The sequence below is a fragment of the Shewanella sp. 1CM18E genome (genome assembly GCF_023161665.1).
In the GTDB taxonomy this organism is placed as follows: Bacteria; Pseudomonadota; Gammaproteobacteria; order Enterobacterales; family Shewanellaceae; genus Shewanella.
Map to the genome: position 1 here is coordinate 109,111 of NZ_JALNTW010000010.1, position 21,808 is coordinate 130,918.

Here is a 21,808-nt window from a genome sequence, read left to right on the forward strand (position 1 = left end):
GCTGATATGGAACATTATATTAATCTGTTTATACAAGCCGCGTTTATCGACAACATGGCGCTGTCGTTCTTTATGGGCATGTGTACCTTCTTGGCTGTGTCGAAAAAGGTATCAACCTCTTTTGGTCTAGGTATTGCGGTTATTGTGGTAATGACCTTAGCTGTACCGCTTAACCAATTGATTTACGCCAATATCCTCGCACCTGGCGCGCTTGCGTGGGCGGGTTACCCAGCGTTGGATTTAAGCTACCTACAGTTAATTACCTTTATTGGTGTGATTGCAGCATTAGTACAGATCTTGGAAATGTTTTTAGATAAATACATTCCAGCACTGTATGACTCATTAGGTATTTTCTTACCACTGCTAACGGTTAACTGTGCGATTTTTGCGGGGGTAATCTTCATGGCTAACCGCGATTACAACCTTGCTGAGTCAGCGGTATTTGCTATGGGCTCTGGCTTTGGCTGGGCAATGGCGATTGTGATGTTAGCGGGTCTACGTGAGCGCATGAAGTTTCACGCTATTCCTGAAGGCTTGCAAGGCATTGGTATTGTATTTATTACCACGGGCTTGATGGCATTGGGCTTTATGGCTTTCTCCGGTATTTCTATTTAAGGCTATTTAGTTTTTTAACCTTAATGAAAACGAATTAAACAAAAGGTAGATTCGATGGAAATGGCAATTGGTATCGGTATGTTCACGTTTGTTGTGAGTATATTGGTTATGGTGATTTTATTCGCCAAGAGCAAACTGGTGTCAACCGGTGACGTGAATATCCGCATTAACGATGACCCAGAAAAAAGTATTTCAACCCAAGCGGGTGATAAGCTTTTAGGTGCACTAGCAGGTAAAAATATCTTTATCCCATCGGCTTGTGGTGGCGGTGGTACATGTGGTCAATGCCGCGTTAAAGTTAAATCTGGCGGTGGCGAGATTTTAGCCACAGAGCGTGACCATATTAATAAGAAAGAAGCCAAAGAAGGTTGTCGCTTAGCGTGTCAGGTTTCGGTGAAAACCGATATGGAACTTGAAGTTGAAGAAGAGATCTTCGGCGTTAAGAAGTGGCAGTGTGAGGTTATTTCTAACAATAACCAGGCAACCTTTATTAAAGAGTTACTGCTTAAATTACCTGAAGGTGAAGACGTACTGTTTAAAGCTGGTGGTTATATTCAGATTGAAGCGCCTGCTCACGAAGTCAAATATGCAGATTTTGATATTCCTGCTGAGTACCGTGACGATTGGGAAAAGTACGACCTATTCAAGTTAGTGTCAAAAGTTGACGAAGACGTGCTACGTGCATATTCAATGGCTAACTATCCTGATGAGAAAGGCCGCATTATGCTGAACGTGCGTATTGCTACGCCGCCAAGCGACAATATTGCCCCTGGTAAGATGTCATCGTACATCTTCAACCTAAAAGCGGGTGATAAAGTCACTATCTCTGGCCCATTTGGTGAGTTCTTTGTTAAAGAAACAGACGCTGAAATGGTGTTTATTGGTGGCGGTGCGGGCATGGCGCCAATGCGTTCACATATCTTTAATCAGCTTAAAGGGGTAAAAACCAAACGTAAGATGAGCTTCTGGTACGGCGCGCGTTCAACTCGCGAAGTATTTTATCAAGAAGACTTTGATACGCTAGCGGCTGAAAATGATAATTTTGTTTGGCATGTGGCATTGTCTGATCCGTTACCAGAAGATAACTGGGATGGTTACACAGGCTTTATCCATAACGTACTTTATGAGAACTACCTTAAAAATCATAAAGCGCCAGAAGATTGTGAGTTCTACATGTGTGGACCTCCAATTATGAACTCATCCGTTATCGCCATGCTAGAAAGCCTAGGTGTTGAGCCAGAGAATATTCTGTTAGATGACTTTGGTGACTAACACCTATCACCCGAGAGTGGGCTAAACTAGGGCCAAAGTTATGTGTGGCCCTACACCCACGAGCATGAACTCATCCGTTATCGCCATGCTAGAAAGCCTAGGTGTTGAGCCTGAAAACATCTTATTAGATGACTTTGGTGATTAGCGCTTACTTAGATGGTTTTCAATCTAGAGTGGCTAGAGTAGGGGCAAGATGATATTTGTGACCAGTTACTTTTAATTATGAAGTTAATAAACGCAGCCTAATGGCTGCGTTTTTTTATTTTAAGCACTTACAGGCTGATTTATTTGCTAGAGATTTCCGTGGTTGTCCTTGGGGCATTAGGCTTAGTTTTAAATGATGCTCGGAAATGCGATAGATCTTACCCGTCTAAGAGGGGATTTAAGCCATACCTTAAAACCTTGTAGACACCGAGAGGCGATTTTTAAAGGGGTTGATAATTAGCAAATTTACTTTCTAACCTAAAGACTTAATTACAGGGTAAACATGTGAGTTGTTAGTAAGTTGATCTGTTATGGTTTTTCGTGTGTTAAATTTTGACATTATTTGTTGGTTTTAATTGTTTTTTGATGGTTTAGTGTTTCATTTTTTATCTGTTTAGATTATTGTTTGCCGCGCTAGGAGAGCAGCAGTGTTTATCGCTATTAATCACTGAACTATATCAAGGATGGTTGAGTTTACGCTTATCATTATATCTGCGCATCTTTATCTCTTAGCATTACTTACAATATAAGGGAATAAATTGATGAGAAAATCGACTACTGCTATCGCTATTTTGTTAGGTCTTTCAAGCACAAGTGCTGTCGCAGTTCAAGATAAAAATTATCAACATGAAGCAAGCTTAAGTTACACCACTAACTCAGAAGAAGTGGGTGATGGTTTGTGGAACGCAAATTACCGCTATTACTTTAAAAGTGTTGAGCAAGGAAAAACACCTTATGCGCTTAATGGGGTTTTAGCACAAGAATCAAATGTGGGGGCAAGTTACCAAAACTTCGATCCAACAGATAGCAACAGCTATGGCGTTGATGGCGTATTTGTATTCGATTCAAATTGGTTCGTTGGTGCTAACTATCAAAAGGTTGATGTTGGGTTTTACGACTTCAAAACTTACGGAGCTGAAGTCGGTTATTACTTCAACGACACTTCCTCTGTTTCTGCGTTTTATCAAGATGGCGACGATAATTTTGTGGAAACCTATGGTTTAAAGCTTCGTAGCTATTTAGCGTTGCAATCTACAGCGGGTATTGATCTTAATGCTCAATGGGCACATAACGATTTTGATGATGTGTTCAGTGTCGGTGCAGATTGGTATATCAGTAATGCATGGTCTGTTGGAGTCGGTTACGTCAATAGCGACAATGATGACGCATTTGATGTGCGTACAGCATATTGGTTACGCATTACCGATGGCATTTCAGCTAATTTTAATGTGTCGAAAGTTTTGGACTCTGACTACGATGGCGTGGGCTTAGGTTTAGGTATTGTTGGCCGTTTCTAAATAGTATTGATAAGTCGTTTTGCATGAAAAAGCACAGTCATCAGATTGTGCTTTATTAACTTTGCTAGCAAAATCATTAGGACTTACTAAAGTTAATGAGAGATTTAGATTAACTTATCCTGGTTGTTTCAATTATCGAATTTAGATTTTATCGCTGTGATAGTTCATGTCTTATACATCTGTATCATTTTGTGTCTGCATGTTTTATAGTGCGCAAATCAAGTGTCGTTGTTTGGTTTTAACACCTTAAATTAATGACGTCGAAATGTAATCGACATAATCATTTAGTATTAGATAAAAGATAATTGAATAGTCCGCAATGTTGAAAGTGTTAGAATAATATCAGTTATATCGTGCTTTTATATCAAATTGCTACGACATAAAAAGGAATGTAATAGAATGGAATTCTTATTTATCCTATGTAAGTTTTGAACTGAGTCTTCCGTCATCGAACCTCAAGGCTTTTTATATTGTATTCAATGTTTAAACCTGGGTGTTTTCCTTAAATTTATTCCTATTGTATTTTAGCGTTATCTAAACCTAATGGGTTGGATAATAGATTTTCAAATATATGTTATTGGGATCTTTAATGAGAATATTTACTCTAGTTTTAGTCTTATTTTCTTTTCATAGTTCAGCCGCTTTATTTGGAGTGGACTGGGGAGAGAATATTGATAAATATGGCGAACTAACAAAGAGGGACGAGTACTATAAAGTTGTGACTAATAGTCTCCCTGAGCATTTACTTATAGCTAAACAGTATGAGCTGGTTCAACAGCCTGATAGCGGTTTAGTAAAAATATCGATGACTAGCTTTGAATACTCTGCCTTTGGCGATAGCTTTCAAGATGACTACGTTGAGTTGCAAGGCCTATTAATCAATGATGGTTATCAAACAAAAGAGTTCAGAGAAAGTGAACTATCAAGCTATCAATGTATATTTCAAGGTGAGTGTGTTGGTATGCTTTGGGTTGGCGTAAATCATAATGATAGTATTGTAACGCTAGAGCAAAGAATGAATGGTCGAGAACGTTCATTTATTCGTTTGGAGGTTAAGGCTAATAACTTTGCATCTAATAAATAGTAGTCGTGAGTGGATTAACAAAACCAAGAACTTGGCGTTCATAGAGTTATATATTTGGGATTAAGTTATTAATAGAGTTATATCCCATATAGCACTCATTACTGTGTTGTTGGGTCGGCGTCTCGCAAATATAGAAGTGAAGGTTTTCGGCGGTTAATCTACTCAGGTCAATAATGCAAATAATAAAATTTAGTGTTATTACCTATAAATTAATTAAACATCTACTTTTTATATGGATATATTCACCTTGAGTTTTTGTGGTTATCTATCGCTACTTATACAAACGGGGTAGTAAAGCCGATATTATTGAACTTTATACCGCCATGCCTATTACTTTCATAACGCCTTAAACATTGGCTGGTACAGGTACTTTGAGTTAACATTCAACTACTGAATTGTTAGAGATAAATTTTGTGGCGGAACTTTATATTGTAGGTCTAGTGGCTGCGGTACTAACTATGGGATATCTGTCTATTTATCCTAAAATTGCAGGTAGTAATATTAATAAAATTTCGCTTTGCGATATTGCTTGTTCACTGTTTGTATTTGTCTTGGTGGGGAGTAAGTTTTGGGGTACAGGTTATGTGTTTAACGCGATACTGTTTAGCACTAACTGGTTTTGGTTTACGCTATTTATTTACGTATTAATCGAGATCCCATTAGCGATTTGGTATGTTAAAAAGCATGGAGTTCAGTTTGAAGGTAAGCTCTAGATTACAGTATCCGTAAAGGGCTAGCTAAAGGCGTAAAATTGTTGGCTAAAATTGAAGGTGCTAAGCTAAGAAAGTAAGCTTAGCACCTGTAGCTACCACGGAACGATGACACATCTTTAGTTATCTCTTATGTATCTTTAATTTAAGTTTTCTATGTTTTGATTGCGCAGTAGTTTGCTGCCTATAGATATCAGCAATAGATTTGTACGGATCACAGATACTACCAAATAGGCATCTGACCAGCATGAAGATATAAAGTTGCAATAAGTAGGCATAAAATCGATAAAGCGTGATCTGCTAATCAAACTCAAAATATACTCACTAGAATGTTAATTCTCTGACATTTTTTATCGACTTTGCGGATTATAATCCGCCTCAGTTTCCGTACTGTTGAGTTAATTTTCAATGTCTAAACCAGCTTTGCTTCTTTCGGCGTTAGCCTTGTCTTTAAGTTTGTGCTCAGCACAAACCTTTGCTTCTATCGATGGCATGAAACCTAAACCTGTAGCAGGGGCTCCTTTAGGTTATATCATTCATAACCCTTATGAAAATGCACCACTTACCGCTCTAGTTACTTTAGCGGGTCATACTATTTCGGGCGTAGAAGTCACTGTGCATGCTAATGATGCAGATGGTGTAAGCCTGACTTATCAGGTTGATGATATGCGGGTGATGGATGAAGGCGGCGTGCCAATTTTTGGCCTGTATCCAGCATTTATGAATAAGTTTACCGTGAAGTGGACCGAGAACGGAGAGCGTAAGTCGCACGATTATCAAATGCTGACACCAGATATCGACATGGGCTTTTCTGAAAGCCAGTGGGCGAAAGCACCAATTGTTGAGGTTGAGCACGTTGATGCTGACTTTAAAGACAGATTGTACTTTGTTAACTGGACTAATGCTGACGGTAAAGCTGCGCCACTGATGCACAATAACTCCGATGCACCAGGCGCCTTTTCTTGGGACGGTAAGCCTGGGTTTTTCATTATCGATACCGCGGGTGATATTCGCTGGTATATGAATCCTTATACCACTCATGATGCTAAAACCTATGACAATGCAGGTTACGCTATGGGCATGAACGTCACTAAAGATGGCAACATGGTTTGGGTACAGGGCCAAGGCTGGAAGAAAATGTCGATCATGGGGCGAATGATCTCTGAGCATAATCTGCCGGGTAACTTTATTGATGCCTCCCATGAGGGCATTGAAGGCGCTAACGGTAACGTATTTATTCGCGCAGCGGCTAAAGATTACCGCACCGCTGATGGCCGCTTGGTGAATACCGTGCGCGATCAGATTATTGAAGTGGATAACACTGGTAAGTTAGTTGATTACTGGGACTTAAACACCATCCTAGATCCTATGCGTGACGCCGCGTTATTATCGCTCGATGCGGGCGCAGTGTGTTTGAACATTAACCTTGACGATGCTGGCCACCAAACTACAGAAGAAGATTTAGCGAAAGCACCGTATGGCGATATTCATGGCGTTGCTACGGGTCGTAACTGGGCGCATGTTAACTCGATTGAATATGATCCAACAGATGACAGCATTATTTTGAGTTCGCGTCATCAGTCTGCTGTGTTTAAGATTGGCCGCGACAAGCAAGTGAAATGGATTTTAAGTGCCAGCAAGGGCTGGAGCGACAAGTTCCAAGACAAGCTACTTAAGCCTATCACGGCTGACGGTGAACCAATTTGGTGTAACGAGAAAGGCGCATGTCAGGATAAAGATTTTGACTTTAGCTGGACATCACACACAGCGTATTTAGTGCCTGAAAAGGGGACCTTGACTGTGTTTGATAACGGCGATGGTCGTGACTTAGGTCAGCCGATGTTTGCCAACGAAAAGTACTCTCGTTCAGTTGAGTATAAAATCGATGAGCAAAATATGACTGTGCAGCAAGTTTGGGAATACGGTAAGGACGAATTGGGCTATGAAGGCTACTCACCTGTGACGTCTATTGTTAAATACCAAGCGGATAAAGACAGTATGATGAGCTACTTCGCTTCTGCCGGCCTATTCGGCTTAGGTGGCGGTTACGGTAACTTAAAGATGGATGACACTACGGGTAAGGTGCAATCTATCTTAGTTGAGCACAGATATGGCGAAACTAAGCCTGCTGTTCGCATCAATATCGACAGCCACGATATGTTTGCGACGGGTTACCGCGCTCAGGTTATTCGTGTCAATGATATGTTGAAATAACAGTGAGATGTAAAAGTAATTCAGTGCTGAATTAATCGGTTACAGAATCGAACTCACCAATAAAAATAGCGCCATTAAGGCGCTATTTTTGTATCTGTCGTTCGGCTATTAACTAGCGAGCAGTAGCCGCTTTCATATTACGGGTAAATTCAGCAAGCGCGCCTAAAAGCGCAGACTCGTTGTCTTTATTGGCTTCAATGATTTTTACTACCGCAGAACCTGAAATAGCACCTGCAGCGCCTGCATCAATAGCCGCTTTAACCTGGCTAGGCTCTGCAATACCAAAACCGAGCAGCGGCGGCGCACCATTAAACTCTTTTAGGCGATTGAGAATATCACCAATTGGCATACCCGCTTTTGACTCTGTACCAGTTACCCCTGCGCGTGATAACAAGTAGGTGTAGCCTTCGCCTTTTTCGCTAACTAACTTTAAGGTATCGCTGTCGGCATTTGGCGGTGCGATAAAGATAGGGCATACACCATGGGCTTTAGCTGACTCGATAAACGGCGCGGCTTCTTCCACTGGCACATCGGCAATCAATACCGAGTCGACACCGGCGGCTTGGCATTTTGCGTAAAATGCATCAACACCATTCGCGAACACCAGATTAGCGTACAGTAATAGGCCAATCGGCAAGTCAGGGTACTTAGCACGAATGCTCGCTAGCATTTCAAAACACTGACTTGGTGTGGTACCAGCGGCCAAAGAGCGTAAATTAGCGCCTTGAATAACAGGGCCATCGGCTAGAGGGTCTGAAAATGGAAAGCCTAGCTCTAGGGCATCGGCACCGTTTTCGACTAAGGTGTCGATGATTTTTAGTGATAATTCTGGTGACGGATCACCTAAGGTCACGAATGGCACAAATGCGCCTTGGTTTTTTTCATTTAGGGCGGCAAAGGCTGCCTGGTAACGTTGACTCATTGCCACTCTCCTAGTTGTTTTGCTTGTTAGTTTGTTGCTCAGCTTCTTGTTGCTCAACTTCTTGTTGCTCAAGAATGTCCGCAACCGTGAAGATATCTTTGTCGCCGCGGCCCGACAGGTTAACCACTAATAGGGTTTCTTTGGTTGCCTCTTTTGCAAGTTTTACTGCGTAAGCTAAAGCGTGAGCAGACTCAAGCGCTGGAATAATCCCCTCACAGCGTGCCAGCAGCTGGAACGCTTCTAATGCTTCATCATCAGTGGCTGACTCGTAAGTCGCGCGGCCTGTTGCGGCAAGGTGCGCGTGCTGCGGCCCAACCGATGGGAAATCAAGACCGGCTGACACTGAGTAAGACTCTTCGATTTGCCCTTCAACATCTTGCATTAGCGGCGCTTTCATACCAAAGAAAATACCGGTTTTACCATGCTTTAGTGGCGCGCCGTGCATTGGGGTATCAATACCTTTACCCGCAGGTTCTACACCAATCAATGCCACTTCTTCATCATCGATAAAGTCGGCAAACATACCAATGGCGTTAGAGCCACCGCCCACGCAAGCGATAACCGCATCAGGAAGACGACCTTCACGCTCAAGAATTTGCGCCTTGGTTTCTTCACCAATCATACGTTGGAACTCACGCACAATCGTTGGGAACGGGTGTGGGCCCGCAGCCGTACCAAGTAGGTAGTGGGCTTTATCATAGCTACCAGACCAGTCACGCATGGCTTCGTTACAGGCATCTTTTAGGGTGGATGAACCTGAAGTGACCGGAATAACCTCAGCACCCATGAGTTTCATTCTAAATACGTTAGGTGATTGACGCTCAACATCTTTTGCGCCCATGTACACTTTACATTTAAGTCCAAGTAATGCACAGGCAAGGGCAGTTGCAACGCCATGTTGACCTGCACCAGTTTCTGCAATGATCTCTTTTTTACCCATACGCTTGGCGAGTAATGCCTGACCTAGCACCTGGTTAGTCTTGTGAGCGCCGCCGTGTAGCAAGTCTTCACGCTTTAGGTAAATTTTAGCCAGTGGGTTAGGGCTTAAATTACGGGTTAAAGTCAACGCCGTTGGACGACCAGCATAGTTCTTTAATAGCTCGGTAAATTCCTGTTGAAAGCTTTCATCTTGTTGGGCCTCAATAAAAGCGCTTTCAAGTTGCTTAAGTGCTGGCATTAAGATTTGTGGTACGTACATACCACCGTATTCCCCAAAGTATGGGTTTAACTTGCTCATATTCTTGTCCTATTTCTTTTCAATTTTTGGCCACAGGCGCTTTGCCTGTGGTGATAATTCTGTTTGCGCTCACTTTAGCTCTGTTTGCTTCAGTTCTGCTCAGTACGGTCCGGCTCGGATTAGTACTGACGCAAAAGCTTAAACGCTGCGCTAATTTTACTTGGATCTTTAATGCCAGGGCTTTGCTCAAGGCCTGAGTTAAAATCTAAGCCATAAAATCCTTGGGCGGCAGCATCGAGGGCATTGTCTGGGCTTAACCCTCCAGCAAGTAATGCCGTCTCTTTATTCGGTAGTACAGTTTGCCAGTCAAAAGCTTGGCCTGTTCCGCCAAATTGGCCTGCAGACTTGCTATCAAACACTACGCGGTCAGTCCCCTCTGGGATTATCACAGGATCATTATTATCAACGCTGACCGCAACCGCCTTCCATATTTGAGTCGGGCTGTTGTGTGTGGCTAAGATTGCTTTTAAGGCATCAATTTCGAGGGCGGTTTCTTTCCCGTGCAGTTGCACGGCAAATAGATTTAATTCAACTGCGAGTTTGGCAATCACATCGGTGGCTTCATTGACGAAAACGCCTACTAAATTGAGTTTAGTGCCGCTGTTGTTAAGCTCTGTGACTAACTCTAGTGCTTGCTCTGGCGTTACCGCACGCGGAGATTTCTTCGCAAAGATAAGGCCGCCGTAGACTGCGCCGGCTTTGGCTGCGGCTTGCATATCTTCAAGGCGAGTTAGACCGCAGATCTTGTTGTGGCCAAAGGTTAATGTACGGCAAGCAAGGTCTAAATCATCTTCTGCCATTAACGAGCTGCCAACTAAGAAGCCATCCACTAATGGCGCTAAACGGCGAACTTGGGCTTGGTTATAAATGCCTGATTCGCTAATCACCACTCTGTCGGCCGGAATATGCGGTGCAAGTTCCTCTGTGGTAGCAAGGTCTGTCGATAGATCGCGCAGGTTACGATTATTAATCCCAATAATCTTGGCATTAAGCGCAATGGCGCGAGTCAGCTCAGCTTCATTACTGACCTCAGTTAAAATATCGAGTTGATACTTAGCCGCTTCGGTGGCTAGTGCTTGGTAGCGATTATCATCGAGTACAGAAAGCATTAACAATATTGCATCGGCGCCTTGATGAGCGGCCAATTTTACTTGGTATTCATCAACGAAAAAGTCTTTGCATAAAATTGGCTGAGTGACGCGAGCACGTACACGCGGGATATAATCCATATCACCTTGGAAGAACTGCTCATCAGTTAATACCGAAATACCCGCCGCGTAGTGGTTATAAACATCGGCAATGGCATCGACATCAAACACATCACGGATAAGCCCTTTTGATGGACTGGCTTTTTTACACTCTAAAATAAAGCCGGCATTGGGCGCTTTAAGGGCATCAAATAAGCTTCTGTCAGACACTTTTGGCGATAAGTCATTTTCAGCAAAGCGTTGCTTGAGTAAGGCTATATGCGCCGCTTTGGTATCGACAATTTTAGTCAGTACGTTATTTTCTTTTACCGCGGGTGCATCTCTTAAATCCGTGCTCACATTAAGCTCCTTTACCGGCTTGGCTAGCGTCGCTAAGCTGGGTCAATAATTGGTAGGCTTTACCGCTGTTAATGGTCTCGAGTGCTAACGCTGTGCCTGATTTAATATCATCGCAAACGCCTGCTACATAAAGCGCGCAGCCTGCATTGATGGCAACGGCGTTCATGTGAGCGCTTTGGCCTGTACCTTGTAAAATTGCCCGGGTGTACGCAGCATTTTCACCCGGTGCGCCGCCTTCTAAATCTGTTAGTTTTGCTTCTGTTACGCCAAGCATGGCAGGGGTAATCGTATATTCGATGATAGCGCCATCTTTTAGCTCATTGACTAAAGTGTCGCCATGCAGCGCGACTTCATCAAGGCCGCTACCGTGCACCACCATGGCGCGCTTAATACCAAGGGCTTTTACGACCTCAGCAATAGGGGCAACGAGTTCTGGGCTATATACACCAAGTAACATAAAGTCAGGGCGAGACGGGTTAATCAGTGGCCCTAATACATTAAATAGAGTGCGAGTTTTTAGTGCTTGGCGAACAGGTACTGCATGAGCCACGCCGCCGTGATAGTGAGGCGCAAACAAGAAGCACAGACCTAGCTCATCTAAGCAGTCACGCGCCGTTTCTGGTGCCATGGTTAAATCGATACCAAATTGCGCTAATAAATCAGATGAACCGGATTTGCTCGATACGCTGCGGTTGCCGTGTTTAGCAACCTTTGCGCCTGCAGCCGCTGCGACAAACGCTGCAGTGGTTGAGATATTAATGGTGTTGTGACCATCGCCACCTGTACCAACAATATCGACAATACCTTGTTTAACGGTTGCTTCACTCGGCGTCGGGAAGGCTTTAGCTGCTGCGCGCAGTGCATCTGCTGCACCTGAAATTTCATCAATGGTTTCACCGCGCATCTTCATCGCAACGAGCATACCCGCCATGGTGACTTCATTCATTTCACCTTGAATGATTTGGCTAAATAGCGCTTTAGCTTGTGCTCGCGTTAAACTTTCACCCAGATAAAGTGTTTCGATAAGGGCTGCAGTCGGTTTGATTTCTGTTTGAGTCATTATCTTATCCTTTATCGTTATGCTGGCCGCTTTGCTTCAATGCGTGCGCTAAATAATCTAAGCTTTGTACTAATAGTTGGCTTCCTAAAGTCGTTAAAATTGACTCGGGATGAAACTGAAAGCCGACCGCTTTATCTTGGCGGTGAATAATCGCCATTGGCATCTCTTCTGTAGTCGCAATCACTTCTAAACACTCTGGCACTTTGGTTGCCACTAAGCTGTGATAACGGGCTACAGGCAGCGGTGAGGGTAAGCCGTTAAAGATATCCTCACCGTTATGAAATGTTGGGCTGGCTTTACCATGTACCACTTGGCCTGCACGCTCAACTTTACCGCCATAATGCTCAACTAAAGCTTGATGGCCAAGGCATATACCTAGCATAGGCACTTTACCGGCGACACATTCAATTAAGGCCATTAGTGAGCCTGCTTCATGGGGGGCGCCGGGCCCTGGCGACAGCACTAATGCTGTAGGTACGGTTTCGTTTAAGAGTTTGCTGGCAATAAAGTCTGCGTCGACATCGTTACGGTAAATCACCACTTCATAGCCTAGGCTTCTAAACTGGTCGACTAGGTTGTAAGTGAACGAGTCGAAGTTATCGAGTAAATAGATTTTCATAGTCCACCTCCCATTTTAATCGCACTTATTACTGCTTGTGCCTTTTGGCGAGTTTCATCAGCTTCTGCTTGAGGATCTGAATCGAATACTACTCCGGCGCCAGCTTGAATAAAGGCTGTGCCATCTTTGACAAAAGCGGAGCGAATAACAATGCAGGTATCCATATCACCTAAACCATTTAAGTAACCGACCGCACCGCCGTAGCTGCCTCGACGAGTCTTTTCCGCGCCGCGAATAAGCTGAGCGGCACTGACTTTGGGCGCGCCAGTTAAGGTGCCCATGTTCATGCAAGCTTGGTAGGCGTGTAGTGCATCTAAATCGTTGCGAAGCTGACCGGTAACGCGGCTAACCAGGTGCATCACATGGCTGTATCTATCGACTTTTAATAGCTCTGGTACTTTACGGGTACCACTTTGGCTAATGCGAGCGATATCGTTACGGGCAAGATCGACCAGCATGATGTGCTCTGACAGTTCTTTCTTATCAAGGCGCAGTTCAAGCTCATTGCGGCTATCGAGATCGAAATCAATTTCACCGCTGGCAGTTTTGCCGCGCTTGCGGGTGCCGGCAATTGGGTAGATCTCGACTTGATTGGTTTGTGCTTCATATTTGAGCGCACTTTCTGGCGATGCGCCGAATAAGGTGAAGTCATCACCGCGAAAGTAAAACATGTAAGGACTAGGATTTGTCAGTCTTAATGCGCGGTAAGCACCTAACGTGTTTGGGCAAGGTAGGCTAAAGCTGCGCGATGGTACGACTTGGAAAATATCGCCAGCAATAATGTGCTGTTTGAGATCCTTGACTGTTTCTTTAAAGTCGCTGTCTGAAATATTAACTTGGGTGTCGGCATCAATGCTGATGAGCTCTGCTACAGGCGGTAATGACTGGCAAGCTTGTTGAAGCTCAGCCATACGCTGAGCCAGTGAGGCGCTAATACTATCAAGTGGGCTTTGCGCTGGTTGTACAAACTGATGGGTGACAATTTCAGCACTTTGCTGCTGATGATCAACAAGAATAAGGGTTTCTGCTAGATAAAACAGGTAATCAGGGCAGGTGTTATCACCCTCTGGTACGCTTGGTAGTGGCTCTACTGTATCGATAAGATCATAAGCCAATACGCCGCCTAAAAACAGGTCTTCAAACTCAGGGCTTTCATCACAGCGAATGTGCTTCACTAACAGTCTTAAACCATCGAGTGGTGAGGTTGATTTCAAACGTGCATCTTCATCAAGCTGGCTAGCATCTTTTTGTAACGTAAGGCTTAAGTTCGCTGTATCAAATTGATTTATTTCTGTAGCTGGAAAATCTTTTTCGAAGAAAGATTTTATAGGTAAAAGCAGCGCTTGGCCGTTATCTGTTAAGGCGTCGAACGTAAGCTGGTAACCATCACAACGGATCTTCATCGCCGCATGAGTTAAGACGATGCTTTTTAAGTGGTCTTTGCTGTCTATTTCAGCAGATTCCAGCAGCATAGTATGAGGCGCATCTTGAGTCACATGCTGATATAAGCGTAGCGGATCATCGTGATAAGCCAAATGCTGTTTTTGAGTGACGACTCTAGCGATAGTCTCAGTAGTCATTTTGATGCTCCTGCCTTGTAGGGTGACGCATTATTCATTGTTTTATCTCACTTTATCTTATACCAACCGGCTTAACTAGAAGATTTGATTGGTCATTCCCCGCTGCCTTGGGCTTGTCGTTTCTCGCTATTTAAAAGTTAGATACAAGAAAGCCCGCAAGTATGCGGGCTTTCTTGTTGAATCTTGTCTCAATATTTTGAGTACACAGTTCCACACCACCCGCTAAGTTGGGAAGTGCCACCACCAATTAATGTTTTGGAAAGTTGTAAACTGTGTCATTGAAAATTCATCTTGTTTGTTTCAGTGGCTATATAAAAACATTTACGAGACAAACCTGTCAATTGAATATTTCTGTTTTTAACCGATCTTCTTCAAATAAATGGGTGTGAGTGTGCGTGATGATTGTAAATCTTACTTTTTCTTTCTCTTTTAGTGAAATTCACTAATAAAGTCGATTGTAAAGTTATTGGTGTAAGTGGTTGGATATCACCTATGTTTAAAAGCTAATCAGATTCTGCTTAAAAATTACTAGATAAAGAGTTAGTGGTGTTGAAATTACAGGTGATTTTTGTGATGTTAAGCGCGATGGTGCTTTGCGCGTATTTGAGCTGGCTCGTCTTTAGATTGGTAATGTAATTTAGTTGTTGCTTTTGCTGTTGCGCAAACAGCGGGCGGTACTGATTCTATGTTTGAAATTGCTGACTATTTGCTGGCCAATAATTATCAGCAAGCAGGGCAAAAAGTGATAGAGGAAATTTGTAACCAAGTCAGTACGAATGCGAGATGTAAAAGCTAATGTGATTAAATGAAAAAGGCAGCGTAATCGCTGCCTTCTAAGCTTAGTATTTAGAAAAACTAAGCAAAATTTTTATCTAAATAGTTAATGATTTCTGACGATTCATACATCCATGTCGATTGACCATTATCTTCAATCTTCATACATGGGACTTGTAGTTTGCCGCCGCCATTTAATAGGGTGCTTTTATGGGGCTCTTGTTTGGCATCTAGAGTAACGATATTTAAACCTTGGCGACGTAAAGAACGACGAACCTTTACGCAAAATGGGCAGGCTTTATATTCGTAGATCGTCAAATTGCTGGTGGCATTATCGATTTTTTGTTGTTCTTCAGCTGGACGCTTTAGTTTTTTAGGCGCAAAAACAAAGTTTAAAAACAAAATGATACGGCCTAATACCCAACGAATGATAAACATTAACTACCTCTGATGTATTGATTCTCGCGCAGATTTTAACTCAAGCGTTACAGGGTTGAAAGTATTGATTAAAGATCTGCTTTCATCTTTACGACTTTTGCCATACTGGCTGGCCAATAACTTGGAGTTGACCCGATAGCGAAAGTAGGGCTGAGTCTCGGGACAAAAGCATATTGTGTGCTGGTGCTTTGTCTGATGTGGCTGCTGTGCGTCTTTGAGTTGTTTGTCTGTTGCATGGGGGACAAACATGAAATCAACTATATTTAGCGCGGTTAAATCATCGAGTTGGCAATCATTGTTATCACCGCAAAGTGGCGCGCTAGCAATTGATGGGGTTATTATCATGGCGCCAGCACTCACGCCAATGATTGCACCGCCATCCACGCTATATTGACGCAGCACAGGCAGTAGCTTTTGCTGTTTCAGTGCTTTTAAAAACCGAAAAGTATCACCACCAGAAAGGTGAATAACATCGCAGCTTAATAATGATTTCAGGCTGCTTTCGCAAAAGTCTGATTCTAATTCAAGATAAACATTGAGTTCAGCGTTATGCGCTTGATACATAGCTTGAGTTTGCGAGTAATATTGCCGCTGTGGATCAGGCTCTGACGCGATGTAACCAATGTTTAATTTGGTGCCAGCTTGCTGTTTAACTGAGTCAAGCAATAGTGCGATAGCAGTTTGTGCATTATCACTGCTTGGATTACTGAGTAGGGCGATATTCATGGCATTCCTTTACATAAATATATTGATTCGAATTCCTGTCTATTTTAACAATCTAACTTATCGCTAATATTATAAAAAGCATTACTTTATGGCAGAGTGGGAGTTTAAATAACAAAAAGGCATGCCGTAGCATGCCTTTACTTTAATCTATTTGAGGATGAGCTAATTTTCGTGCTCAACACACTTGTTAGTTTGCGCCTAATGTCAGCAACGCTTGGCTGGCCTTAGTGTTAAGCTCAACCCGGCTGTCGAGCAAAAAGACTCTTTTAGGATCAACTTTTTGCTGTTCAATAAGATAGGTTTTTACCGCAACTGCTCGAGCTTGCGCTAGTTTACCCAGTGCATCTTCACTTATTCGCTGAGCGCCTAAGGTGAAATTATAAAGTGCAATATGCCAGCGCCTTAATAATTGCTCTTCACTAAGAGCAGCATCAGCTTGATGCTCAGCAGCTATTTTATCTTTTACTTGCGGCGCCGGAGTTGCAAGCTCTGTTTCATACAGGCTGATTAAGGCATCTGAAAGTGGACCAGTGATCGGATAGTTACTTGGCGATAATTCAGCAGGCAGTTGCTCAAGTGTCATATTGGCTGCTTTCGCTAATTTCCCCCGCAGTTGTTGCTCGCTTAAGGCTTGGTTATCCTCTTGTAGATTAACGCCACCCTCGACGGTTAAAGTGAGCATTGGTCTATCAGCAAGACCCTTGGCGAGCTTATCTAAGGTTTGTTTTTGCTCGGGCGCTAATGTGGCATCACCAGCTAGATATTGTATTTTGTCTAGTTCGTCAGCATCATCACCGAGTAATCCGGCTAGCAGTGTAAATGGCGCCGTTACTGCTTTAGTGATTACATTAGTAAAGGCTGTCATAATAATACCGCCAATGCTAAAGCTTGGGTCATCAACGTCGCCCGATACTTGCAGTCCTAGATCGATGACACCGTGTCTGTCTTGAAGCAGTGCAATGGCAAGTGTTACGGGTAAGGTGGTTGCTAGCGAGCTATCACTTGGCTTACCTAGTTTTAATTGGTCAACCACTAAATGGTTGTCACCGACAAGTTGGTTTTTTTCAAGCTGGTAGTTGAGATCTAGCGACAATAAGCCTTTGTCTATGTAATAGCCCGCGTAGGTGCCTGAATAAGGGTTTACAGATGTTAGTTCTACATGTTTAAAGCTTAGGGCTAAATCTAAGTAGGGCTGGGCTAATAGCGGGTTGATATCGCCTTTTAGCGTAACAGGTGCGTAGCGATCGATTTTACCCTTAATATCAACCGATGCAGTTTGTTTGCTATCTGAAGACAACTTACTGATATTGCCATCTAAATGCTCAATACTGGCGGCAAAGTTTGGCGTTAATGAGTTATCTGCAAAGAAGGTTGAACCATCTTTAAAGCTAATTTGATTAATCGATAGGGCTAACGGTTTAGCTGAGGCTGCACTTTGAGCTGTCTTAGTCGATACTTTTGCTGTAACTGCTTTTTCAGGTTGAGCTTGTTTAGTTTGCTCGGTTTTCTCTGGTGCAGCTTGAACGATAAGATCGCCAATATTGGTACTCTTATCTTGTGCAATAATAATTCGGCCATAGGGCTGGGTTAGCGCTACTTGGTCAATATCAAGACGATTATCCTGTTTGTTGAACTCAAGGCTATTAATGTCTAATGCTTGCCATTTTAGTAGCTCTTTTTGCTGGGCCTTATCTTTAATTAATAAGTCGTTAACGAGCAAATTACCGGCATAGGTTAATTGCTCTGCTTTAGCATTAAGCAGCAGAGCTCCTTGGGTATTAAACTTACCTTGTTTAAGCTCGATATTGATGTATGGGCTTAGATACTGCTGTAGCTGCGCTAAAGCAAAATCAGTGACAGAGAGCTGTGTATTTGCTGTTTGCGCTAAGACATCAATACTGCCACTAGAACTAACGTGACCTTGTTGATTAATGTTCAGTGACAGCTGATAGTCTATCGGCTCAGCTAAGCTCGCTTTTATAGCTCCCGTGGTAAGTGCAATATCGGCAATTTGCCACTGCATACCTTTAGTCACTAATGCCTCTGTTAGGTTTAGCTGATAATTTTCAAGATTTACCTTTTGTAGCACAGCATTCCAGCTCGGCTTAGCTGATTTATTTAGATTGTTGACTACTACTTGTTGCTCAGGTGTGTCAGCTGCTTGGGTCTCAATAGTTTCTGGTTTTTGCTTGTTTGCATCAGTGCTGTTATTTGCAATCGGTGTAAATATTCTCGCAAGGTCAACACCGTTTTTATCAAGTGTAGTGTTTAGTACTAAACCATTGGTATCTAGAGACTGTGCCGTAACGGTTTGCTTTTGTAGATCAAAGGTTATGCCTTGCAGGGCGATTTTGGGGAGATGGATAACTGATTTTTGTTGGTAATCAAAATTAATATCATCAAGTTGCAATAAGCCACTATCAGTTTTAACGGCGAGCTTATCATCTTGTATTTGTAGCTGATAATTACTTGAAAGTGTTAAGCGTCCAGAGCTTAAAACTGGGGCAAATTGCTCAGAGATAAACGACCAAAATTGTGGCAGCTGAATGTTGCTAAGCTGCAGATCGCCAATGACATTTAGCGGTGATAATTGCACTTGGCCTTGTGCTGAAATCTCTCCGCCTTGACGGCCAACAATATGTACCGAATAGCGGTTTAAATCTGAGTTAATGGATTGATTGTTAACTTGTTGGCTAAGCGCAGTTTGAATTGCGTGTTTTGAGTCAAAATACTTCACATTCAAATTGAGTTCAGGGTAATGCAGCTGAGCATCGTTAACCAAATCTTCAAAGTTTAAGTCAGCTTTAACAATTGCCAAGTTACTGATAATAAAGTGGGGCAGCGCTGACGGTGGCTGATCGGGTTCGCTCTCGTCAGTCGTTGGCCGTTTGGCTAAGGTGTCAATAATATCTGAAAAGTTAAAGCGTAAAGGTTGCGGCGCTTTGATCCGCTCAATATTCACGTTAGGCTGAGTAAGGGTTACATTGGTAACGCTATAAGCTCTATTAAACAAAGAGTCCCAAAATTGTAATTCAAATGTCAGTTGCTTAAAGCCAACAAAAGGTTGGTTATTGGTCTCGTGCAATTGAAAGTTATCTATGGCAACGTCAAGAGTGAATGGGTTTATCTTTATATCTTGTAAAGTGACAGGTCGCTGTAAAAGCTCTGATAACTGCTGAGGAGCTTGTTTAACTGCAATATAAGGTACTAATAGCCCCAAAAAGGCAGTGAAACATAAATAGAGCGCGGAAAAAATAATGATGAAGCGCTGATATCTTGGACGCTGACGATAGCCACTAAGTATTGGCTGAAGTAATTTTTTGTGAAAAGACATACTAAACCTTTGCCGATTTTATTCGAGCCGTATCTAGATCTTTATGTTGTAGAAGCATAATAAGTACAACTTCTGTTAACAGTTGATCATCGTACTACTTATTTTAGCGTCATTATCAAGTAAATGAGCCCGGTATCATAATGTTTTTTGCTAAATTGACCGAAATCGTTAACCAATGAAAATACTTGTTACAAAAGGCGTTTTATTGTTCAGCTGGTTTGCAAAACAAAATGATTCTTATGTATTGATTAGGTTATTTGAAGATTTCAGAAGCAATATAAAGTCACTATTGCTGACCATTGATAGAGGTGATAAAGCAGGATGATTAAGCCTAGCGCACAGAATCAGGGCTTAAGCGAATATCGACTATTGCTTAGTGTCTTTCTTGGTTGATACCATAGCGCGTTTTCAATCATGCTTTTGGGGAATTAGCTTGAATAAAAGTGTTATTACAAATCTGATCGCAGCTATTTTAGTTGCTGTTGGTTACTTGTTTGCTTTGCCAATCGTGTTAACTGTTGGCTTGTTTGCGCTATCTGGTGCTGTGACCAATTGGCTGGCAATCCATATGCTGTTTGAAAAGGTCCCAGGTTTATATGGCTCTGGTGTTATTCCTTCACGCTTTGAAGAGTTTAAAGCTGCAATTGCCAACTTGATGATGAAGCAGTTTTTTACCGAAGAAAATATCGATCGATTTCTATCGGGTGAAGGTGGAGTTGAAAAGCAACTTAACTTGCAGCCTGTGATTGAGAAAATTGATCTATCGCCAGCTTTCGATGCGTTAGTGAAAACAGTTGAGCAGTCTTCACTTGGTGGAATGTTAGCGATGTTTGGTGGCAGTGACGCGATTACACCCTTGCGTGAGCCTTTTATTGAAAAAATGAAGAGCTCATTAAGTGAAATTGCTCAAAGTGATGATTTTTATGCACTGGTTAAAGCCGAACTTGAGCAGCCGAATATGATTGCCGATATGCGCGCTAAAGTGGAAGAGATTGTTACTCAGAGACTTAATGAGCTAACACCGCAACTCGTTAAAGAAATTGTACAAGAGATGATCCGCGAACATTTAGGTTGGCTTGTTGTATGGGGCGGAGTATTTGGTGGCTTAATCGGTTTAGCTGCTGCGCTTATTCAAGCTTGATAGATTAAAACTGATTGAGATTGAAAGGGAAGCTAAGGCTTCCCTTTTTTATTGCATTAAAGCTGTTATCTAGCTGGAATATTTACAATTGCTGTACGATTAATGCTCGCTGGGTTATGGTTTAGCCATATTTGCAAAATGGTGTTCACTGGAGTGATAGATGCAGCAAGATAAAATACAGCATCACAGCATTAACTACCTTGAGATCCCGGTTAAAGATATTGCTAAAACCAAGGCGTTCTTCAACGATGTATTTAATTGGCGATTTGTCGATTATGGTCCTGAATATAGCTGTTTTATTGATGTAGGTATTAGCGGTGGTTTTTTTGTTAGCGATAAAAGCTTTGCAACTGCACAAGGCTGTCCACTGATTGTTATCTATTCAGCTCAATTAGAACAAACTCAGACTGTGGTATTAGAGGCGGGAGGCAGAATCAGTCAACAGATCTTCTCGTTCCCCGGTGGGCGAAGGTTTCATTTTATTGACCCTAACGGCAATGAATACGCTGTTTGGTCAGAATAAAGGATTTAGACTGCAATTATCATTTTTTGCTCCGTAGCGAGAATAAGAGTCTGGCACGAGATTTTAGTCATTTCACTGTTATGTAAAACAAGGGCAAGTTATGCCACATTGCACCATTGAATATTCGGCACCATTAGCTGATCTGCTTTCTATTGAAGCGTTAGTTACGGCAAGCCACAGAGGGTTAATTGAGTCAGAGTTGTTTGAGCCTAAAGCGATAAAAACTCGAGCACACGCTTGTGATTATTACCAAATTGCTGAAGACGCAAACAATCACTTTATTCATTTAAATATTGCGATAATGCCCGGGCGTACGGATGAGCAAAAAGCGTTATTGCTTGAGCGAGTCTATGATGCTATCGCACTAATTACCGCCACGGTTTCTAGTGTCACTATTGAAATTGTAGATATTAAACAGCAACACTATTTTAAAGTTCTGAACTAGTTTGGCGTTTAGTTTCACATATACAAAAGCCACTCAGGAGAGTGGCTTTTTGGTTTTAGCCCTAA

At 42.5% G+C, this 21,808-nt stretch carries 18 protein-coding genes; 9 read left to right on the plus strand and 9 right to left on the minus strand.

Features of this window, described 5'->3' with window-relative positions; translation table 11 throughout:
• Positions 1 to 6 precede the first annotated feature (6 nt).
• The 6 genes from nqrE to MSG37_RS14160 all read left to right on the plus strand — a co-directional run bounded on the left by nqrE (position 7) and on the right by MSG37_RS14160 (position 7,397).
• Positions 7 to 615: an NADH:ubiquinone reductase (Na(+)-transporting) subunit E gene (gene nqrE, locus MSG37_RS14135; protein WP_248471299.1), complete on the plus strand. Its 609-nt coding sequence runs from the start codon at positions 7 to 9 to the stop codon at positions 613 to 615.
• A gap of 54 nt (positions 616 to 669) precedes the next feature.
• On the plus strand, positions 670 to 1,887 hold the full coding sequence (gene nqrF / locus MSG37_RS14140) for an NADH:ubiquinone reductase (Na(+)-transporting) subunit F (protein WP_248471300.1): 1,218 nt from the start codon (positions 670 to 672) through the stop codon (positions 1,885 to 1,887).
• 746 nt (positions 1,888 to 2,633) lie between these two features.
• Entirely contained in the window at positions 2,634 to 3,389 is a 756-nt protein-coding gene (locus MSG37_RS14145) for a putative porin (RefSeq protein WP_248471301.1), read from the plus strand.
• A gap of 589 nt (positions 3,390 to 3,978) precedes the next feature.
• Positions 3,979 to 4,473: a hypothetical protein gene (locus MSG37_RS14150; protein WP_248471302.1), complete on the plus strand. Its 495-nt coding sequence runs from the start codon at positions 3,979 to 3,981 to the stop codon at positions 4,471 to 4,473.
• A gap of 413 nt (positions 4,474 to 4,886) precedes the next feature.
• Entirely contained in the window at positions 4,887 to 5,186 is a 300-nt protein-coding gene (locus MSG37_RS14155; protein ID WP_248471303.1) for a hypothetical protein, read from the plus strand.
• A gap of 405 nt (positions 5,187 to 5,591) precedes the next feature.
• Entirely contained in the window at positions 5,592 to 7,397 is a 1,806-nt protein-coding gene (locus tag MSG37_RS14160; protein WP_248471304.1) for an aryl-sulfate sulfotransferase, read from the plus strand.
• Between the two features lie 112 nt (positions 7,398 to 7,509).
• On the opposite strand, the gene trpA is transcribed toward MSG37_RS14160, so the two are convergent.
• The 9 genes from trpA to MSG37_RS14205 form a co-directional block, all read right to left on the minus strand.
• A complete protein-coding gene (gene trpA / locus MSG37_RS14165; RefSeq protein ID WP_248471305.1) occupies positions 7,510 to 8,319 on the minus strand; it encodes a tryptophan synthase subunit alpha in 810 nt (269 codons plus the stop codon).
• Positions 8,320 to 8,329: 10 nt separating this feature from the next.
• Entirely contained in the window at positions 8,330 to 9,556 is a 1,227-nt protein-coding gene (trpB, locus tag MSG37_RS14170) for a tryptophan synthase subunit beta (protein WP_248471306.1), read from the minus strand.
• Between the two features lie 119 nt (positions 9,557 to 9,675).
• Entirely contained in the window at positions 9,676 to 11,103 is a 1,428-nt protein-coding gene (gene trpCF, locus MSG37_RS14175) for a bifunctional indole-3-glycerol-phosphate synthase TrpC/phosphoribosylanthranilate isomerase TrpF (RefSeq protein ID WP_248471307.1), read from the minus strand.
• A 1-nt stretch (position 11,104) separates the two neighbouring features.
• Complete coding sequence (gene trpD, locus MSG37_RS14180) at positions 11,105 to 12,163, minus strand: anthranilate phosphoribosyltransferase (RefSeq protein WP_248471308.1); 1,059 nt, start codon at positions 12,161 to 12,163, stop codon at positions 11,105 to 11,107.
• Positions 12,164 to 12,167: 4 nt separating this feature from the next.
• The gene (locus tag MSG37_RS14185) at positions 12,168 to 12,782 is read right to left on the minus strand and encodes an aminodeoxychorismate/anthranilate synthase component II (protein ID WP_248471309.1); all 615 of its coding nucleotides are present in this window, start codon (positions 12,780 to 12,782) and stop codon (positions 12,168 to 12,170) included.
• The gene (locus MSG37_RS14190) at positions 12,779 to 14,362 is read right to left on the minus strand and encodes an anthranilate synthase component 1 (protein WP_248471310.1); all 1,584 of its coding nucleotides are present in this window, start codon (positions 14,360 to 14,362) and stop codon (positions 12,779 to 12,781) included. Before MSG37_RS14190 ends, MSG37_RS14185 begins: the two co-directional genes overlap by 4 nt.
• 855 nt (positions 14,363 to 15,217) lie before the next feature.
• Positions 15,218 to 15,574, minus strand: coding sequence for a glutathione S-transferase N-terminal domain-containing protein (locus MSG37_RS14195; protein WP_248471311.1), 357 nt, complete (start codon positions 15,572 to 15,574; stop codon positions 15,218 to 15,220).
• A 3-nt stretch (positions 15,575 to 15,577) separates the two neighbouring features.
• On the minus strand, positions 15,578 to 16,300 hold the full coding sequence (locus MSG37_RS14200) for a Type 1 glutamine amidotransferase-like domain-containing protein (protein WP_248471312.1): 723 nt from the start codon (positions 16,298 to 16,300) through the stop codon (positions 15,578 to 15,580).
• 187 nt (positions 16,301 to 16,487) lie between these two features.
• On the minus strand, positions 16,488 to 19,634 hold the full coding sequence (locus tag MSG37_RS14205; RefSeq protein WP_248471313.1) for a DUF748 domain-containing protein: 3,147 nt from the start codon (positions 19,632 to 19,634) through the stop codon (positions 16,488 to 16,490).
• Between the two features lie 433 nt (positions 19,635 to 20,067).
• On the opposite strand from MSG37_RS14205, the gene MSG37_RS14210 reads away from it, so the two are divergent.
• The 3 genes from MSG37_RS14210 to MSG37_RS14220 all read left to right on the plus strand — a co-directional run bounded on the left by MSG37_RS14210 (position 20,068) and on the right by MSG37_RS14220 (position 21,743).
• On the plus strand, positions 20,068 to 20,775 hold the full coding sequence (locus MSG37_RS14210; protein ID WP_248471314.1) for a DUF445 domain-containing protein: 708 nt from the start codon (positions 20,068 to 20,070) through the stop codon (positions 20,773 to 20,775).
• Between the two features lie 160 nt (positions 20,776 to 20,935).
• Positions 20,936 to 21,298, plus strand: coding sequence for a VOC family protein (locus tag MSG37_RS14215; protein ID WP_248471315.1), 363 nt, complete (start codon positions 20,936 to 20,938; stop codon positions 21,296 to 21,298).
• Between the two features lie 100 nt (positions 21,299 to 21,398).
• Positions 21,399 to 21,743, plus strand: a complete 345-nt coding sequence (locus tag MSG37_RS14220; RefSeq protein WP_248471316.1) for a 5-carboxymethyl-2-hydroxymuconate Delta-isomerase — start codon at positions 21,399 to 21,401, stop codon at positions 21,741 to 21,743.
• Positions 21,744 to 21,808 lie beyond the last annotated feature (65 nt).

Coding starts and splice junctions, on each gene's coding strand:
- MSG37_RS14190 (WP_248471310.1), bottom strand. CDS start 14,362: ATGACTACTGAGACTATCGCTAGAGTCGTCACTCAAAAACAGCATTTG.
- nqrF (WP_248471300.1), top strand. CDS start 670: ATGGAAATGGCAATTGGTATCGGTATGTTCACGTTTGTTGTGAGTATA.
- trpD (WP_248471308.1), bottom strand. CDS start 12,163: ATGACTCAAACAGAAATCAAACCGACTGCAGCCCTTATCGAAACACTT.
- MSG37_RS14145 (WP_248471301.1), top strand. CDS start 2,634: ATGAGAAAATCGACTACTGCTATCGCTATTTTGTTAGGTCTTTCAAGC.
- MSG37_RS14185 (WP_248471309.1), bottom strand. CDS start 12,782: ATGAAAATCTATTTACTCGATAACTTCGACTCGTTCACTTACAACCTA.
- MSG37_RS14220 (WP_248471316.1), top strand. CDS start 21,399: ATGCCACATTGCACCATTGAATATTCGGCACCATTAGCTGATCTGCTT.
- MSG37_RS14200 (WP_248471312.1), bottom strand. CDS start 16,300: ATGAATATCGCCCTACTCAGTAATCCAAGCAGTGATAATGCACAAACT.
- MSG37_RS14150 (WP_248471302.1), top strand. CDS start 3,979: ATGAGAATATTTACTCTAGTTTTAGTCTTATTTTCTTTTCATAGTTCA.
- MSG37_RS14215 (WP_248471315.1), top strand. CDS start 20,936: ATGCAGCAAGATAAAATACAGCATCACAGCATTAACTACCTTGAGATC.
- nqrE (WP_248471299.1), top strand. CDS start 7: ATGGAACATTATATTAATCTGTTTATACAAGCCGCGTTTATCGACAAC.
- trpA (WP_248471305.1), bottom strand. CDS start 8,319: ATGAGTCAACGTTACCAGGCAGCCTTTGCCGCCCTAAATGAAAAAAAC.
- trpB (WP_248471306.1), bottom strand. CDS start 9,556: ATGAGCAAGTTAAACCCATACTTTGGGGAATACGGTGGTATGTACGTA.
- MSG37_RS14205 (WP_248471313.1), bottom strand. CDS start 19,634: ATGTCTTTTCACAAAAAATTACTTCAGCCAATACTTAGTGGCTATCGT.
- MSG37_RS14160 (WP_248471304.1), top strand. CDS start 5,592: ATGTCTAAACCAGCTTTGCTTCTTTCGGCGTTAGCCTTGTCTTTAAGT.
- MSG37_RS14195 (WP_248471311.1), bottom strand. CDS start 15,574: ATGTTTATCATTCGTTGGGTATTAGGCCGTATCATTTTGTTTTTAAAC.